The 15,350-nt window shown below is 64.7% G+C and carries 14 protein-coding genes; 1 reads left to right on the forward strand and 13 read right to left on the reverse strand.

Annotated features, from left to right (window positions below; all coding sequences use genetic code 11):
• Window positions 1-34 precede the first annotated feature (34 nt).
• The 11 genes from HU772_RS13755 to HU772_RS13805 all read right to left on the reverse strand — a co-directional run bounded on the left by HU772_RS13755 (window position 35) and on the right by HU772_RS13805 (window position 12,334).
• A complete protein-coding gene (locus HU772_RS13755; RefSeq protein ID WP_186655081.1) occupies window positions 35-946 on the reverse strand; it encodes an AEC family transporter in 912 nt (303 codons plus the stop codon).
• A gap of 5 nt (window positions 947-951) precedes the next feature.
• Window positions 952-2,016 (reverse strand): NAD(P)/FAD-dependent oxidoreductase, encoded by a 1,065-nt coding sequence (locus tag HU772_RS13760; protein ID WP_186655079.1) that lies wholly within the window; start codon window positions 2,014-2,016, stop codon window positions 952-954.
• Window positions 2,006-2,323 (reverse strand): cupin domain-containing protein, encoded by a 318-nt coding sequence (locus tag HU772_RS13765; protein ID WP_186655075.1) that lies wholly within the window; start codon window positions 2,321-2,323, stop codon window positions 2,006-2,008. Before HU772_RS13765 ends, HU772_RS13760 begins: the two co-directional genes overlap by 11 nt.
• A gap of 26 nt (window positions 2,324-2,349) precedes the next feature.
• Complete coding sequence (locus tag HU772_RS13770) at window positions 2,350-3,519, reverse strand: CaiB/BaiF CoA transferase family protein (RefSeq protein WP_186655073.1); 1,170 nt, start codon at window positions 3,517-3,519, stop codon at window positions 2,350-2,352.
• Entirely contained in the window at window positions 3,516-5,087 is a 1,572-nt protein-coding gene (locus tag HU772_RS13775) for a methionine--tRNA ligase (protein ID WP_186655070.1), read from the reverse strand. The genes HU772_RS13770 and HU772_RS13775 overlap by 4 nt, the downstream gene beginning before the upstream one ends.
• Window positions 5,080-6,369 (reverse strand): ATP-grasp domain-containing protein, encoded by a 1,290-nt coding sequence (locus HU772_RS13780; protein ID WP_186655067.1) that lies wholly within the window; start codon window positions 6,367-6,369, stop codon window positions 5,080-5,082. Before HU772_RS13780 ends, HU772_RS13775 begins: the two co-directional genes overlap by 8 nt.
• Before the next feature lie 11 nt (window positions 6,370-6,380).
• Window positions 6,381-7,739 (reverse strand): lysine N(6)-hydroxylase/L-ornithine N(5)-oxygenase family protein, encoded by a 1,359-nt coding sequence (locus HU772_RS13785; protein ID WP_186655065.1) that lies wholly within the window; start codon window positions 7,737-7,739, stop codon window positions 6,381-6,383.
• Between the two features lie 49 nt (window positions 7,740-7,788).
• A complete protein-coding gene (locus HU772_RS13790; protein WP_186655063.1) occupies window positions 7,789-8,934 on the reverse strand; it encodes an NAD(P)/FAD-dependent oxidoreductase in 1,146 nt (381 codons plus the stop codon).
• A complete protein-coding gene (locus HU772_RS13795) occupies window positions 8,931-10,334 on the reverse strand; it encodes a KamA family radical SAM protein (RefSeq protein ID WP_202885374.1) in 1,404 nt (467 codons plus the stop codon). The genes HU772_RS13790 and HU772_RS13795 overlap by 4 nt, the downstream gene beginning before the upstream one ends.
• A gap of 185 nt (window positions 10,335-10,519) precedes the next feature.
• Complete coding sequence (locus HU772_RS13800; RefSeq protein ID WP_186655061.1) at window positions 10,520-11,407, reverse strand: isocitrate lyase/PEP mutase family protein; 888 nt, start codon at window positions 11,405-11,407, stop codon at window positions 10,520-10,522.
• Between the two features lie 9 nt (window positions 11,408-11,416).
• Window positions 11,417-12,334, reverse strand: a complete 918-nt coding sequence (locus HU772_RS13805; RefSeq protein ID WP_186655059.1) for an amidohydrolase family protein — start codon at window positions 12,332-12,334, stop codon at window positions 11,417-11,419.
• A 116-nt stretch (window positions 12,335-12,450) separates the two neighbouring features.
• Between HU772_RS13805 and HU772_RS13810 the strand changes: the two genes are divergently transcribed.
• Window positions 12,451-13,344: a LysR family transcriptional regulator gene (locus tag HU772_RS13810; protein WP_186655057.1), complete on the forward strand. Its 894-nt coding sequence runs from the start codon at window positions 12,451-12,453 to the stop codon at window positions 13,342-13,344.
• 97 nt (window positions 13,345-13,441) lie between these two features.
• Here HU772_RS13810 and HU772_RS13815 read toward each other — a convergent pair whose 3' ends face one another.
• Both HU772_RS13815 and HU772_RS13820 read right to left on the reverse strand, forming a co-directional pair.
• On the reverse strand, window positions 13,442-14,485 hold the full coding sequence (locus tag HU772_RS13815) for a chitinase (RefSeq protein WP_186655055.1): 1,044 nt from the start codon (window positions 14,483-14,485) through the stop codon (window positions 13,442-13,444).
• Between the two features lie 37 nt (window positions 14,486-14,522).
• Window positions 14,523-15,158 (reverse strand): lytic polysaccharide monooxygenase auxiliary activity family 9 protein, encoded by a 636-nt coding sequence (locus tag HU772_RS13820; RefSeq protein WP_186655052.1) that lies wholly within the window; start codon window positions 15,156-15,158, stop codon window positions 14,523-14,525.
• Window positions 15,159-15,350: the final 192 nt, after the last annotated feature.

Raw genomic sequence — 15,350 nt, forward strand, 5'->3', positions numbered from 1 at the left:
TTTCATCGCCAGGCCCGCGCGCAAGCGAGCAGGTCTACAGGGAACCGGCCACCAGGAAGATCGGCACGAACGAAAGCACCGTCGACACCGCCACGACGAATGCCATCAAGCGATGATCGCCCCCCTGCTGGGTTGCCAGCACATAGGAATTGCTGGCGCAAGGCAATACCGAATACAGCAGCACCAGTGTCGCGGCCAGCGGCGGCACCGACCAGGTGCTGATCAGGCCATAGGCGAGCAACGGGAACAGGCACAAGCGGATGCCGGCGGTCAGCAAGCCGGTTTTGCACAAACGCGCGAACTCTGCGCGCGGAAACTGCAAGGCAGCGCCCACGCAGATCAGGCTCAGGGGCAATGCCGGTGCCCCCAGCGCCTGCAGCGGCTGGCCCAATGCCGCCGGCAACGACACTGCGCTCAGGTTGAGCGCCAGGCCCAGGCCACTGGCCAGGATCAACGGATTAAGGCAGACCTTGAGCAGCACCGCCCAGGTCGAACCGCCCCGATTGCCGAATGCCAGCAGCACCACGGTGTTGGAAATGGCCACCATATAGGCCACCACCACGGCCGCCACGCCATAGTCCTCGGGGCTGAGCAACTGCGAGGCCACGCCCAGGAAAATGAAACTGTTGAAACGTACCGAACCCTGCATGATCGAGGTAAAGGTTGCGTGCAACACGCGTCGGTAACGGCATCCCAGCACGACCCCGGCGGTAATCAGCAGCGTCACGCCCCCCAGCACCAGCACCGTCGCACGCGCGGCGCTACCCATGGCGCCGGCGCTGCCGATGGTATGAACCAGGTAGGCTGGGAAAAACACCCAATGAGTCAGTTTCTCGGCGCCCGCCCAGAAGCCGTTGTCTACCCAACCGCAGCGGCGCACGAGCACACCGACCAGAATCAAGATGAACGACGGCGCGATGGCCGCCAAGGCTGTTCCTACGTGCATGGTGCTTAGGCTTCCCTGCTGTTGACGGGCGAACTCGGTGAATCACTATCAATCAGGCCCACCGCCGCCAAGGCTTCGCAGGCCAAGGCTGGGGCAAAGCGCACCCCCGAGCCGGAAGCACCGACCAGCGCGCAGGCACCGGGCCCTTGGGGCAAACGCACGACCTGCGGCTCGAAATCGCTGCAATAGCTGTCGAATGCCGCCCGTGGGCGCAACGTGTGAATATCCAGGCCTGGCAGTTCTTCATCGAGGATACGTCGGGCCTGCCGGGTTTCGTGGCTGTGGACGCTCAGGTCGCCCTCGGCATCGTTGCGCCAATCCTCGGAGGTAATGCTGAGCAACCAGCCATCACCCTGCCGATTACGCATCACGAACGCCTTGCGGCCCGGCAGGTAGATCACCCCTTCCGCGGTGTCCGGTGGACGCGGGCCCTGCAGGTCGAAGGCAACGATTTTCTTGATCGAGCCGCCCTGAACCACGCCGTCCAAGGCGTTGCCGCGCGCCCCTGCGGCAACGATCAGGTGGCGCGCCTGCAACGTCCCGCCAGCCGCTTGCAGGCGCCAACCCGCTGCCTCCCGGCTCACCCGTTCGACCCGGGCTTCGACCCGTTCAAAGCGCCCGGGCCCAGTCGCCCCGAGCGCCAGGCACGCCCGCACCAGGCCCGGTACGTCGACCGCCAAGGCATGGCCGGCCTGCAGCAGCGTACCGAGCGTCCGCTGGCCTCGGTAACGGCCCAGCACCTCGGCCAAAGGGCTCGCCACAGAGCGGGCCTCGAACAGCAACGGCCTTGGTGCCTGCGCCGGGTCATGGACATAGCTGAAGGGCAGCTGGCTTACCCCCGCCCAGCCCAGGCCCAAGGCCTGGTAATGGGCGAACGCCTGCAACGAGCGCCGACGACGCAAGCCTTCGCCACAGAATGGCGTGACCAGCCCGGCCGACAGGGCGCTGGCGCTGACCCGCCGGCCATCGTCCAGCAGTACGATGGACAGCCCAGGCAGACGCCGACGCGCCTCGGCCACCACGCTGGCACCGACAATGCCAGCACCAAGCACCACCAGGTCAGTCGCCATGGACATCCCACCAGACCGTGCTGATCACCAACGGCTCATGGCCATCGTTGTGAATCTGATGCCGGTGATGCGACTCGAACACCAGCACATCGCCCTGAGCCACCCGCAGCGTGCTGCCGTGGTAGTCCAGCACGCCGCCACCGCTGGCGATCATCCAGCACTCGCGGACCGCATGTATGTCAGGTCGTGACGTGCACTGCGGGGCGACGGTGAACAACCCGCCGCGAAACGGTGTGACACCCTCGCCCAGGCTGGCGAAATCAGCCTGATGCAACACCACTCCCGGCACATGACTTTCGGCGGCCATTGGTCGGACCTTTGGATCACTTGCGTTCATGCCTGAACCTCTCTGCGAGATGGCGACAGCGCCTTGAGAATGGCCGCTCGGTCCTGGTCCAGCGCAGGCGCTGCGCGCCGTTGCCGCGGGTCCGGGGCATCGGAGATCTTGATCGGCGAGCCGACCAGGCGGTAACGGCCCACCTGCGGGTCATCCACATCGATCAACATGTTGCGTTCGGCCACTTGAGGGTGCGCCACCGCCTGGTCGACGCGGTTGATCGGCCCGGCAGGCAAGCCGACCGCCGCGAAGTGCTCGGTCCAATGGCTGACCGAGTGCGCGGCGAGGGCATCATCGAGCCGCCGCGCCAGCAGGGCTTCGTTGTCCTTGCGCGCCTCCCCGTTGGCAAACAGCGGGTCCTCGGCCATCTCGGGCCGACCGATGGCCTGGCACAACAGGGCGAACAGCTTGTCGTTGCCAGCGGCGATGACCAGCCCGCCATCCTGTGCCTGGTAGACGCCAAATGGCGGCGCAATGGCCGGCCTGTAGCTGCCTACCGGGCCGGTTACCTCACCGGTGGCGAAATAGCGCCCGATGAAATACTCCATCAGCGCCAGCTGGCAGTCGAACATGGCAATGTCGACCTTCGCGCCAAGCCCGCTCTGCTGGCGCTTGAGCAGCGCCATCAGCAGCCCGCAGGTGAGGAACAGGCCGGCGCTGATATCGCCGATCGACACCCCTACCCGCACCGGGGAGCGCCCCGGCTCGCCGGTGACGCTCATGATCCCGCCCATGCCCTGGACGATCATGTCGTAGGCCCGCCGCTGGGAGGACGAACCGGTATGGCCGAAGCCCGAGGCCGCACCGTAGATCAGGCGTGGGTAACGGGCATGCAGGGTGTCCCAGCCGTACCCGAGTTTCTCCATGGTGCCGGGGCGGAAGTTCTCGGTGAGCACGTCGGCCTGTTCGAGCAACTGCTCGAAGATGGCGCGGTCCTCGGGCTGCTTCAGGTCCAGGGCAATGCTTTCCTTGCCACGGTTGAGCGAGGAAAAGTACGCCGACTTCTCGCCGAACCACGGGCCATAGGCGCGGGCATCGTCACCCTTGCCGGGTTGCTCGACCTTGATCACCCGCGCACCGTGGTCGGCAAGCAGCATGGTGCAGAATGGCCCGGCCAATACCCGGGTCAGGTCGATGATCAGCAAACCTTCGAGTGCGGGCTTCATGACAGGGCCTCCAGGCTGGCGGGAGCGCGGACCGCCACGGCGAACGGCGCGGGCAGGCCACCAGGCAACGGCGTGGTGCACTGGCCGAATGCCTCACGGCTGACCTCACCGACATGGCCAAGGGCGTGCCACAGCGCCAGCGACAGGCTCGGCAGCAAGGGATAAGCCAACAACGCCAGGCCCTTGGCCCACCAGTAACGGTCCAGTTCATCGGCCAAGGTGTCGAAGCGTCTCTCCCAGCGCGCAATGCTCTGGCTCAACGCTCGTGGGTCGAAATGGGCGAAGGACAGCACCTGGGCCTGTTCGTCACAGGCCGCCATGACCGGCGCCAGCCATACCTGACTCGTCTGGCGCGGCGCGGCCACGGCGGCCAGCGCCGAGCCTGCGCGCGTAAGCAGGCCAGCATAGTCCTCGCTCAGGAAACGTTCGAAGTCGGCGCGACGGAAGTCCGTGCGCCCATGGATCGGGCTGGTGCTGGCCAGGAAGTAGCGCAATGCATCGGACGGGATGCGCCCTTCGCGGGCAATGTCCTCGACCCAGATCGCCCAGCCCTGGCTGGTGGAGAACTTGCGGCCCTCCAGGGTATAGAAATGGTTGATGAGGAAATGGTCGAACGGCTTGGAAATACCATCGGCCATGGCCATCGCCTGGATGCTCACCAGGTGCGACACGCTGTTGTCGATACCAAAACCATTCACCGTGATCACCGGCGAATCGCAATCGAAGGGGTTGCACGCCAGGCCCGCGGCGCGGGCGAAGCAGTCACCGACAAAACGCACCGCGCCGAACAGCAGGCCATGGCCGAACAAGGTGCGTGCCTGGCCGCGCACCTCGCAGGGCAGGCCCCAGCCTGCATGGTTGGTGACCCGGACCTGGGGCGATGGCCGACGGACATGGCGCCTGGCGATATCAAGGAAGACCTCCGGTGTCTGGGTACCCTGCAACTGCTCGATCAGCGCCTCGGGCTGGCGGATCTCGAAGAACAGGTTGTCCAGCGCCCGCCCGGGGACCTCCTCGCCCCAGCGTGCGCGGGGAGCGCGCACTTCATCCGGCTCGAAGTGCGCGCCGCAGTCTTCGCAGAAGAATCCGGAAACAGCCGCCTCGCATGCCGGGCAGTGGCCGGTCAGGTAGCTGCCGCTGACGAACTGCTGACGCGACTGCGACCATGGCATCTGCTCCTCGACGCAGCGAATGGCGTGTTCGCCGTCAAGGCGCTCGACCAGATCGCGGTGCGCGGCCAGGTAGGCATCTCGGTGCTCCGCGGCCAGAGGGTCGATGAACAGGTCGATCTGCACATTCATGTAGGCCAGGTCGTCGATGATGCCGGCACAACTCTCCTGGGCCAACGCAGCCGGGTCGACCTCGGCCTGCTGGGCCCGCAAGGGTATGTAAGAATCGAACGGGTCGCTGGCACAGACAATGCTGGCCTTGTGGCCGTCCCGACGCAGGTGGCGTGCCAGGATGTCCAGGTTCAGGTAGGGGCCGGCAACGTGTCCCAGGTGCAGCCGGCCATTGGGCGCGGGCATGGCCGGGACCAGCAGGTACTGCTTCGCCGAGGTGTCAGTCATGGCGCGCTCCCTGGTCATTGGCGACCTCGACGACGACCTCTTCGGCCAACCGCTCCAACACATCGCAGATATCATCCTGCAACGCGCACTGGGCGATCACGTAGGCAATTTCGTAGGCCTTGAAACGCTCGGCAGGTCGTGCCATCTGCGCGCCAACGCCCGCCACCACCTGGAGAAAACGGGTCTCGCCATGGCGCCACAGCCGCTCGAAGCCCTCCACGCGGGTGACCTGTCCGGTGCGCGGCGGCATGATCACCCGTTGCCCGGCACGACAGGTGGCGCTGCCGATCCGATCGGCGCAACCGTCCGGGATCACGCCGCAGGCCAGTTGCAACACGGCCTGGTATGGCGAGAAACCGAGCACGCTGTTGGGGATCAGGTGCGAGTTGATGAACTCCCCGCCCAGGCGGCCGCCGATTTCGAGAATCTTCGGCCCTTGCGCGGTCACCATCAGGTCGACATGGAAACCGCACCAGTCGATGCCCGTGGCCGTGACGGCGCGGCGCACCAGGTCGCAGATGCGATCCTGCAGCGCCGCGTCAAGACGCGAAGGCGTGATGTTCTCGTACTGGATCGGGATACTGCGGTCGAACTGCTTGTCGATGATCGCATTGATCACCACCCGGCCATCGGCGACCAGGCCAGAGATGGAATGCTCCGACCCCACCAACTGCTCCTCGAGCAGGGCGTGCTGACCATAAAGGGCGTACATCTCCCCTTTGTCCGGGGTGTTGTAGGCACGAAATTCACGATAGATCGCCAACGCATCACAGCCTTGCTCGAGCATGAAGATGCCGCGGCTGCCAGAGTTGCCCGCCGGCTTGAGCAGCGCAGGCAGACCGACGTGCTGCAAGCCTTCGAGGAAAGCCTGCTCATCGCTGACCACGGCATAGCGAGGGTTGGCGTTGGCCACCGCGTCGAGGCAGCGCCGTGTGCGCGCCTTGTCGCGGACGTTGGCAGCGGCCTCGGCGCTGCTGCCAACCAACCCCAGGCGCTGGCTCAGGCGGCTGGCCAACTCCACTTCGAGGTCTTTCCAGGCGACCACCCCGGACAGGGTGATGCGCTGTTCGTCCAGGTAGCGCAGGATCGCGTCCTGGGCCGCGTCGTAGTCCCCCAGGCGGGTGACGATCACACCGGCACAGCCCATGGAGCGAAATGGCTCGGGAGTCGGCGTGGCCACCAGCACGTTGTAGCCCAGCTCATGGCCCGCGGCGATTTCAGCGATCCGCTCGCCAGCCAGGGCGCGGGTGTCGAGGTACAGAATATAAGGTGCTTCAGACATGCTCGGATCCTTCATTCAGTCAGTTGATGGTCGTGCAACAGGCAGCCAGGCTCGGCCAGCTCCAGGCCCCATTCCACAAGGCCCGGCGGCGTGCTGACGTCGTACAGCGGTTGGCCCAGCAAACGGTTGGCGATCTTGCCGCTGCGCCAGGCGGCCAGGCTCAGGTTGGGGTCGGCGATGCCGCGGATGTGCCGAGCAGCGTTCTGGAAGAACAGCCGTGGGTGGTCGGCCCGCGACCACTTCACCGCATAGTCGTGGTCAAGCTCGGGCAGGCCATTGCGCGTTGCCATCTCGAAACGCAGCGGTTGCAACGCGGCCGGCATCTGGAACTCGGACCCCGTGGCCAGCAGCACCAGATCAGCCTCCAGCTGACGGCTACCCGTGGCACTGTCGATGCGCAGCGCCAGGCCATCGTCCAGTTGCCGCAGCGTTTGCAGTGTCGCCCCCGGCAACAAGCGGCAGAACGCCTTGCGCCCTTCGATGTAGGTCACTTCGTACAATCGCCTGTAGATGCTCTCGAGCAGTGGCTGGACCACGCCGTCGCTGGCCATGTGCTGCTGGGCCAGCGCGGCCTGGCGTTGCTCGGCGGACAGGCCGAAGAAGTGGTCGCTGTAGCCAGGCACGAACCATTCGTTGACGAACGGCGAATCATCCATCGGCAGAAAGTTGCCGCGCCGGCTGACCCAGACCAGCGAGGTCGGTGCCGCGGATTCCGGCAGGTTGAGCATCATCTGCATCAGCTCGGCCCCACTCTGCCCGCCGCCCACCACCACCACGCGCTTGCCGGCCACGGGCGGGGCATCGGTGATAAAGCGCGAAGAGTGCATCACGGCTGACCCCAGGCACGCCTGCGCGCAACTGGGAATACTCGGCCGATGCCCGGTACCGACTACCAGGTTGGGGGTTCGCGCGACACCCCTGGCATGGGTCACCAACCACTCGCTGCCCTCGCGGGTGACACGCAGCACCTCATTGCCAAAGGTCAGGTTCGACAGCGAACGACAGACCCACGCCATGTACTGTTCGAACTCCTTGCGCCGCACCGTGGGAAAACGGGCATTGAGAAATGCGTAGAGCCGCTCGGTCTTCTTCAGGAAAGCAATGAACGAATACGGGCTGCATGGATCGGCCAGGGTGACCAGGTCCTTGAGAAAGCTGGTGGTGAGCGAGGAATTCACATGCATCATGCCTTCGTGCCAGCGAAAATCCGCGCGGCGCTCGAAGAACATGCTCCGAAAGCCTTTGCACGGTTGCAGCAAGGCGGCCAGGCTCAGGTTGGCCGGGCCAATGCCCAGACCGATGACATCGAAGCGTTCGACATGACGCGACACGGCCTTCCCGGCCATCGACGGGATTTCATGGGTACTCATTGGAGTCACTCCTGCAAGCTTCAGGAAAGGGCTGCGAGCCCTGGCGGCCTCAATAGCGTTGCGGCGGTTCGCCCTCGCCCACGGTGAATGCGGGCGTGGCGTTGGCGAGTGCCATGTGGGCCAGTTGTCGGCCACAACTCACCGCCGTGGCGATGCCGCTGCCGCAGTAACCACCGCCCCAGCACACCGGGCCACTGCGCCCCGTGCGCGGCAGGCCATCAGGGGTGAAACCAAGGCTGCCGGACCACACCTGGCGCACCTCGATATCACCCAGCGACGGGAAGTAGCCGACCAGACGCTGGCGCAACGCCGCCACCACGGCCTGCGGCTCGGCCTCGAGGGGCACCAGGCCCAGGCGACTGCCGAACAGCAAGCGTCCCTGATGCACACGGAAATAATCCTTGTCGGCGGTCGCCGTGCCATAGACCCGTGGTTGCCGGCTGATCAGCTGCAGCGCCGCGGTGGCGAGTGGCGCGCTTTCGAACAGGTGGGTCTGGTGCAGCGTCAGGGGCTCGCGGGCAGCGGCCATCGACAGCGACCAGGCCTCTTCGCTGGCGATCAGCACTCGCGCTGTGCTGATCCGCCCCGCCGCCAGCACCAGGTCGACCGCGTCGAGCCCAGGCTCGAGCGCCAACACCGGGGTTGCATACTGGATGCACACACCAAGGGACTCGGCATGGTGACGCAGGGCAAGTAGCAGTCGCGCCGGCTCGATCAAGGCGAAATGCTCATTGAGCAACCCGCCCATCAGGCCTTGCGCGCCAGTCTGGCCGGCGACCTGGTGGGCATCCAGCCAGAGCACCCCACCACCGAGCAGCGCCTGGGCATCGAGGCCGCGTTGCCTGAGCGTCGACGCCGAAGTCTCATCCAGCGCCAGGGTGATATGCCCAGGCTGCGTCCAGGCGCAGTCATAACCGAACGCCTCGACCTGTTCCTTGAGCGCGCGCACCGGAGCCAGCGTTGCCTGCAGACGTTGCGCCGGATCGTGGTCGCCGTGAGCCGTCGCAGGCAACGCCGGCGGCATGACCGCCACCGAGCCGAAGTTGAACGCACTGGCGTTGTCGCCCCATTGCCCACGGTCGAGGACGCGCACCCGCGCGCCCTGCCTTGCCAGTTCGATGGCCGCGCTCAGGCCGCAATAGCCAGCACCGATGATCACTGCGTCGTTGGCCGCTGACCGGCCCTGAGCACTCACGCCTCACCTCCCGTAGAAGCCTGCGCCATGAAGCGCCGGTAATCGGCCTCGAAGAAGAACTCCGCTTGCCCCTCGGGCGGCTGCAACTGGTCCAGCCAGCAGGCCGTTTCGGAGTACCGCGCCAGGAACGGCCTGCCAAGCCAACGCGAATCGCGCGCCTGGATGAACTTCAGCAGGAAGTGGCGCTGTCCATGCAGTTCGAGGGTACCGCTGACCTCGACCTTGCCAGGCCCCGCGCTCATGGACGGGCCCCGCGCAGTCTTGGCCAGCCCCGACACCGACTCGATAGCCTCGCTGTAGATCGACAGCGCGCGGGCCAGGGGTATCTGGAAGTAGTCGCGCGGCCCGGTATCGCGCTCGACGAACATGTAGTAGGGCACTATGCCCAGGCGCACTTGCTCTTCCCAATTGCGCTTCCAGGTCGCCGCGCTGTCGTTGATGTGCTTGAGTACCGGGCCCTGCGCACGAATGACAATACCCAGTTGCTGCAGCGCGGCCACCGCTTCCTGGGCGATCGGCGTGGACAGCTCGCGCCAATGATTGAGGTGAGCCATGAGCGCGACATGCTTGCCACTGTCCACCAGGCGCCGCAGCACGGCCATGAGCTGCGGTGTATCGACGTCGCTGACGAAACGGTAGGGCCAGTAGGTCAGTGCCTTGGTGCCGATCCTGATGGTGGTGACATGGCGCAGGGCCGGGTCCAGGAAAGGTTCCAGGTAGCGCTTGAGGTGGGCCGCGGTCATCACCAGCGGATCGCCGCCGGTAAACAGAACGTCGGTGACTTCGGGGTGGCGCGCCAGGTAGCGGTGCAACTGTTCACCATCGTTGGAGGCAAACTTCAGCGACTTGTCGCCAATGAACTGCGGCCAGCGGAAACAGAAGGTGCAATAGCTGTGGCAGGTCTGCCCGTGGCTGGGGAAGAACAACACCGTCTGCGGATACTTGTGCTGCACCCCGTGCAAACGCTCGCCATCGAGCAGCGGCGCATTGAGCTGCTGCTGGGCCGGATGCGGGTTCATGCCGTCGCGCAAGCGTTGCACCAAAGTGTCCAGCGCCTGCTCGCCAGCACCGCTGCGCACGCAATGGGCGAGCCGCTCGAGATCCTCGGCGTCGAGCATCTGGGCCTGGGGGAAGGTCAGGCGGAAGATCGGGTCGTTTGGCACATCATGCCAATCGATCAGGTGCTTGATCACATAGTCGTTGACCTTGAACGGCAGCACCCGCGCCACCAGGCTGATCGCCTCCATCAACTGCGGTGCATGCTTGACCAGTTGCGGAATTTGCCCGAGCCGCTGGTGGCTGAACACGCGCATGGGTGGAGATGCCAACTGCGTTCGGCGCACGGTGGGCATCAGGTTGTAGGTTTCATTGGCTGAAACCTTGGTTATCAGGTTGTCCATCACCAGTTCCGACCTCATTTATTGAAGTTGTATTGAGTCAGTTTCCAGACGAAGCAAACCGCCGCCGGGTCTGCATCAACCCGGCGTTTCACACTGTCGAATTCAGCTGTGGCTGACGCTGCTCACAGCAGACGGGAACCGCCCGCGATGTCGCTCAACGGCGTGCCGTGGATCACGCCGCGGGGCTAGCGGTCCTGGCCGGCATAGGCGCGTTCGAGCTGGTCGAACCGTGCCTTGTCCACCAACCGCTGGCGCTCGGCGAACGGCACGACCAGGGCTGGGTCTTCATCCAGGCGGCCGTGCTCGAGCAAGGTCTTCAGGGCGCGTTGCATGCCCAGCGCCGCGCTCTGCAAACCGGCGTTGGCGTACAGCACGATGCCGTAACCCAGGTCGGCGAGCTCGGCCCGATCCAGTGTCGGGGTCTTGCCGCCGATCACGATGTTGATCAGGTTCGGCGTGCGGAACAGCCCAGGCAGGCGGCGAATGTCCCCCAGGCGCTCGGTGGCCTCGATGAACAGGATGTCCGCCCCGGCCTCCACATAGCGATGGGCGCGCTCGATGGCCGACTCCATGCCTTCCACCGCGCAGGCATCGGTGCGGGCAATGATCATCAGGTTCGGATCTTCACGGGCATCCACCGCAGCCTTGAGCTTGCCGACCATCTCGGCGCTGCTGATGACCTCCTTGCCGTTGAAGTGCCCACATTTCTTCGGCAACACCTGGTCCTCGAACTGAATGGCGTCGGCGCCGCTGCGTTCAAGCACGCGCACCGCATGGCGCACGTTCAGCGCGTTGCCAAAGCCGGTGTCGGCATCGACGATCAGCGGCAGCGCGACGGCATCGCGCACACGGGCGGTATGGCCGGCCATCTCGTCCAGGCCAACGAACCCCAAGTCGGGCAGGCCCAGGGACATGTTGGTGACCCCGGCACCACTCAGGTACAAGGCCTGGAAGCCGATATCACTGGCAATCCGGGCGCTCAGGGCATTGAACACGCCGGCCACCAGCAGCCCCTGGCGCGCCTCGACCTGGCGACGGAACGCTGCTCTGCGCTGCAAGCTTGAATCAGTCATGGAAACACCTCATTGAGTGAACTTGAACAGGTCCTGGGCGGTGTGGCACAGCACATCCTGGCGCTGCCGCGGGTCCGGCACCCAGTCAGCCAGGGCCGCTTTCGCCGCGGCAAAGTCGACCCACTGGCGATGCTGGGTATGCGGCCAGTCGCTGCCCCACAGCAGCCGTGCGCTGGAAAAAGCCCGCAATAGCAAGCGGCTGGCGCGTTCACCGAACACATTCCCGGCGCCGTGCGCATCGTTCATGGCGCAGCGGTAGGCGCCAGACAACTTGACCCACACCTGCCCGCTGGCACCCTGCTCCAGCAGGTACTGGAAACCAGGGTCGGCGATATCCAGGCGTGGGTCCGGGCGGCCAAAGTGGTCGACCACCACCTTGCAACCACTGCGCAGCATGGCGCCCAACAAGTACGGCAGGTCCGCCGCCTGACGCTGCACTTCGATATGCCAGTCCAGCGCCTTGATCCGTGCCATGAAGCGCTGCCAGCCTGGCTGCGCCAGGTCGGGCAACGCGGTGCCGAGCAGGTTCAGGCGCACGCCGACCACGCCGCATTGGGCCAATGCCTCGAGCCGCGCCTCGTCGATCCCGGGCTCGACCACCACCACACCACGGAAACGCTTGGGATAGCGCGCCAGCGCCTCCAACAGAAAGGCATTGTCGGTGCCCAGGAAGCTCGGTTGCACCAGAACCCCATGGGAAACCCGGTTGGCCGCCAGGTGCCGGGCATAGTCGTCCACTGTGGCGTTGTAGTCGGGGGTATGGCGCCGCTCGCGGACCATGGGCAGGCCTTGCACGAACACGTGGGCATGACCATCGATGGCGCTGACCGGCGCAACCGCCTGGGCATGCCAGCGATCGGTGAAGCTGTCGCCAGCGGCGGCGGCCTCGCCAAGCGGTGATCTGATGATCTCGACCTCACTGTCCATCGCATGCTCCTTGTGGCCCAACACCCAAAGCATTGGATCCAATCCATGGCGCCATCCTATGAAAAGATTGAATTGATATCTATTATGCGAACAATCAAAAAACATAACGTGAGCGTATGGAAACCCGACACCTGCGATACTTCCTGGCCATTGCCGACAGCGGCAGCATTACCCGCGCCGCCGAACAGCTGGATATCGCCCAGCCTGCCCTCAGCCAAGCCTTGGTACGTATGGAAAAAGAACTGGGGGTCAAGCTGTTCGAGCGTTCGCGGCGCGGCGCGCTACTGACCCCTGCCGCCACCGCCATCATCGATGACCTGCGCGCCAGCCTGGCCAGAATCGACGCGGCCACCGAGCGCGCCCGCGCCATCGGCGCCAAGCGCGCAGGAAGGCTGATCATTGGTTTCGTCTCCACGGCATTGTTCGGCACCCTGCCCCGCGCCCTCGACCGCATGCAGGCGCGCTACCCCGGTGTCGATGTGGTGCTGCGCGAGATGAGCAACGCTGAACAGGCATTGGCCCTGCAACGTGGCGAAATCGACATCGGCCTGCTGCACACGCCGGTGTCGATCCAGGGCAACATGCGCGAACAGCGGATCAACCAGGATCCACTGATCGCGGTGCTGCCCAGCGACTACCCACTGGGCGACGACGGCAAGGTCGGCCTGGCGCAACTCGCGGCCACGGGGCTGGTGTGGTTCCCCGAACAGCAACTGCCGCTGATCCGCAATGCCATCCTCAGCGCCTTTCGCCGCAGTGGCCACCCTATCGAGATCATCCAGGAAGCCAACCGCACCCTGACCGTGGTGGCCTATGTTGCAGCCGGACGGGGTGTCTCGCTGCTGCCCGCGACCGTGCAAGCCTTGCAATTCGAAGGCACCCGCTACAGTGAGATCCGCGACGGCGCCGACCTGCCGAGTTTCGAACTCAGCGCCCTCTGGCCGGCGCAGTCCAGGATGACCATGGCCGACCACTTCGCCGAACTGCTGTTCGAGCCAGGCCCAGAATGAAAGAATCCGCTGCCTCACGGCAGCGGATTGGTATTGCAGGCTATTCGCGCTACACCTGCCTGGCACGTCTGCCCGGTGGCGCCGCGCACAGCCACTGTCAGGCGCCTTGTGACACGGCCTCATGCCCGACGCTGGCGCTGTTGATCAACGGCCCATAGCGCCGACTGAACTCCTGGTTGTAAGGCACATGGTCCTTGTTGACCCCGCTGTCCCAATTGACCGACCAGGTCATCAGCCCCTTGATCGACACCCCCTTGGCGTACAACCGCTTGAAGGCATTGGTCACGGCCGCCGGGTTGCTCACGTAGCCGGTCGCCGCGGCGTCAACATTGGCCGGCAGGCCAATCAGCAGCTTGTCGGCCGCTATGCGGGTGAAACCGCGAGTGCCCTTGGCCAGGCTTTCGGTCAGGTAGAAGAGAAAGTCCTCCTTTAGCGCCTCGTTGTTCTGGGCAATCCAGGCGCCCTTGCCGTTGTTGGCCTCCTCGACCCACAGGCCGTCGCCGCCCTGGTTGTAGAACTGCGGCGCGATGAAGTCGTAGTAGCCCTCCAACGCCTTGAGGTAGTCCACATAGCGCCCGGCGCTGGTCAGGTAGGGAAACTCCGGCGCCATGCTGATGATGAAGTGCTTGCCCTGGGTTTTGTAGTGGTCCTTGACCAGCTTCAGCGCGGCAGGCAACACGGTCTTGTTACTGGCGAAATCAATCGCGCTCTGTTCAAGATCGATGTCCAGCCCGTCGAAACCGTAGGTTTCCACCAGACGGATGATTTCATTGGCCAGTGGCTGCTCGTGGCCCTTGTTCAAGGCGATATGCGCATCGGCGCCGCCCAGGGACATCAACACCGCCCTGCCCTGGCTGTTCAGCACGCCGACCTGGCGACGGAACTCGGCGTCGGACAGGTTGTACGGCTTGAACGTCGGGATGCCGCTGCCTTTCATGAAGGCCACTGCCACCACGTTGTAGTCGCGCGGCACCTCCTCCAGGCTCATGTTGGCGAACTGCCCACGCTGGTAGCCGTCCGCGGGGCCGGCCGGCCAGTTGTGCCAGTAGCCCATGAGGATCTTCTTGCCCTCCAGGCTGGGCATCGGCGCGGCGGCATCGTCGTACGATGCCTTGTGCTGAGTAAAGTCAATGTTCGACATGTTCCAATCCTTTAGAACCTGTGGACGATCCGCCGACTTACTGGAAGTCGACGTCGAAGGCCTGGTAGAAGGCGTTGCCGGTGTTGGCGACGATCCACATCAGCACGATCACGTGACGTCCCTTCTTGTTGGCCGGCAGCTTCACCTCGTGGTCGACCTTGGCTTTCAACTCGCCGGCATGGCTGTAGTACGGCACCTGCGGGTAGAAGTCCTCGGCGAACGGTTGTGCTTCCAGTTGCGCGCGGCTGATGCGCTGTTTCGGGTCCCAGCCGTCCTTGGTGATCAGCCAGCGGTAGCCACGGGTGGTGTGCGGCGCGGTGTACTTCCAGGTCACCTTGAACACTTGCCCGGCGTCGACGTTGATCAGCGGCCAGGTGAAGGCGCGGTTGAGCTTCTTGCTCATTTCCTCGTCGGTGAAGTTGACGCAGTCGCGGGCGTCGGTCTTGCCGCCACTGAGGATATGGCCATCGGCAGGTGGCGCGACGCTGGGGTTGTCGGTCTGGAACGGCGCGGGGAACGGGCCGGCCGCCAGGGCCGGAAAGTTCTTGCCACCTTCCATCTCGTCGACCTGCCAGCCGCTGAGTACACCGAGGTCGATGGCCACGGCACCGCGCGAGGCTGGGGTGGTGACGCGACCATGACGCAGTGGGTTATCGGTTTGTGGTTTGTTCATGAGTAGTGCTCCATTGAGTTTGAGAACTCTCCCTTTCCTAAGGAGAGGCCTTCAAACTAACCGAGCCGTTTTTTCTGTCCACGGGCCCTTTTTGCGGTCCTCGGCGGCCAGTTGGCGCAATCACCAGCAAATACTGGACATCCATACAGTATCGCTATCATTCACTGACCTCCCCTGGCGCGAAAGACCTAC

The organism is Pseudomonas xantholysinigenes (assembly GCF_014268885.2).
Lineage (GTDB): Bacteria > Pseudomonadota > Gammaproteobacteria > Pseudomonadales > Pseudomonadaceae > Aquipseudomonas > Aquipseudomonas xantholysinigenes.

Bases quoted from the DNA above. Each gene is read 5' to 3' on its own strand.
- HU772_RS13755 (WP_186655081.1), bottom strand. From the start codon at position 946: ATGCACGTAGGAACAGCCTTGGCGGCCATCGCGCCGTCGTTCATCTTG.
- HU772_RS13760 (WP_186655079.1), bottom strand. From the start codon at position 2,016: ATGGCGACTGACCTGGTGGTGCTTGGTGCTGGCATTGTCGGTGCCAGC.
- HU772_RS13765 (WP_186655075.1), bottom strand. From the start codon at position 2,323: ATGGCCGCCGAAAGTCATGTGCCGGGAGTGGTGTTGCATCAGGCTGAT.
- HU772_RS13770 (WP_186655073.1), bottom strand. From the start codon at position 3,519: ATGAAGCCCGCACTCGAAGGTTTGCTGATCATCGACCTGACCCGGGTA.
- HU772_RS13775 (WP_186655070.1), bottom strand. From the start codon at position 5,087: ATGACTGACACCTCGGCGAAGCAGTACCTGCTGGTCCCGGCCATGCCC.
- HU772_RS13780 (WP_186655067.1), bottom strand. From the start codon at position 6,369: ATGTCTGAAGCACCTTATATTCTGTACCTCGACACCCGCGCCCTGGCT.
- HU772_RS13785 (WP_186655065.1), bottom strand. From the start codon at position 7,739: ATGAGTACCCATGAAATCCCGTCGATGGCCGGGAAGGCCGTGTCGCGT.
- HU772_RS13795 (WP_202885374.1), bottom strand. From the start codon at position 10,334: ATGGACAACCTGATAACCAAGGTTTCAGCCAATGAAACCTACAACCTG.
- HU772_RS13800 (WP_186655061.1), bottom strand. From the start codon at position 11,407: ATGACTGATTCAAGCTTGCAGCGCAGAGCAGCGTTCCGTCGCCAGGTC.
- HU772_RS13805 (WP_186655059.1), bottom strand. From the start codon at position 12,334: ATGGACAGTGAGGTCGAGATCATCAGATCACCGCTTGGCGAGGCCGCC.
- HU772_RS13810 (WP_186655057.1), top strand. From the start codon at position 12,451: ATGGAAACCCGACACCTGCGATACTTCCTGGCCATTGCCGACAGCGGC.
- HU772_RS13815 (WP_186655055.1), bottom strand. From the start codon at position 14,485: ATGTCGAACATTGACTTTACTCAGCACAAGGCATCGTACGACGATGCC.
- HU772_RS13820 (WP_186655052.1), bottom strand. From the start codon at position 15,158: ATGAACAAACCACAAACCGATAACCCACTGCGTCATGGTCGCGTCACC.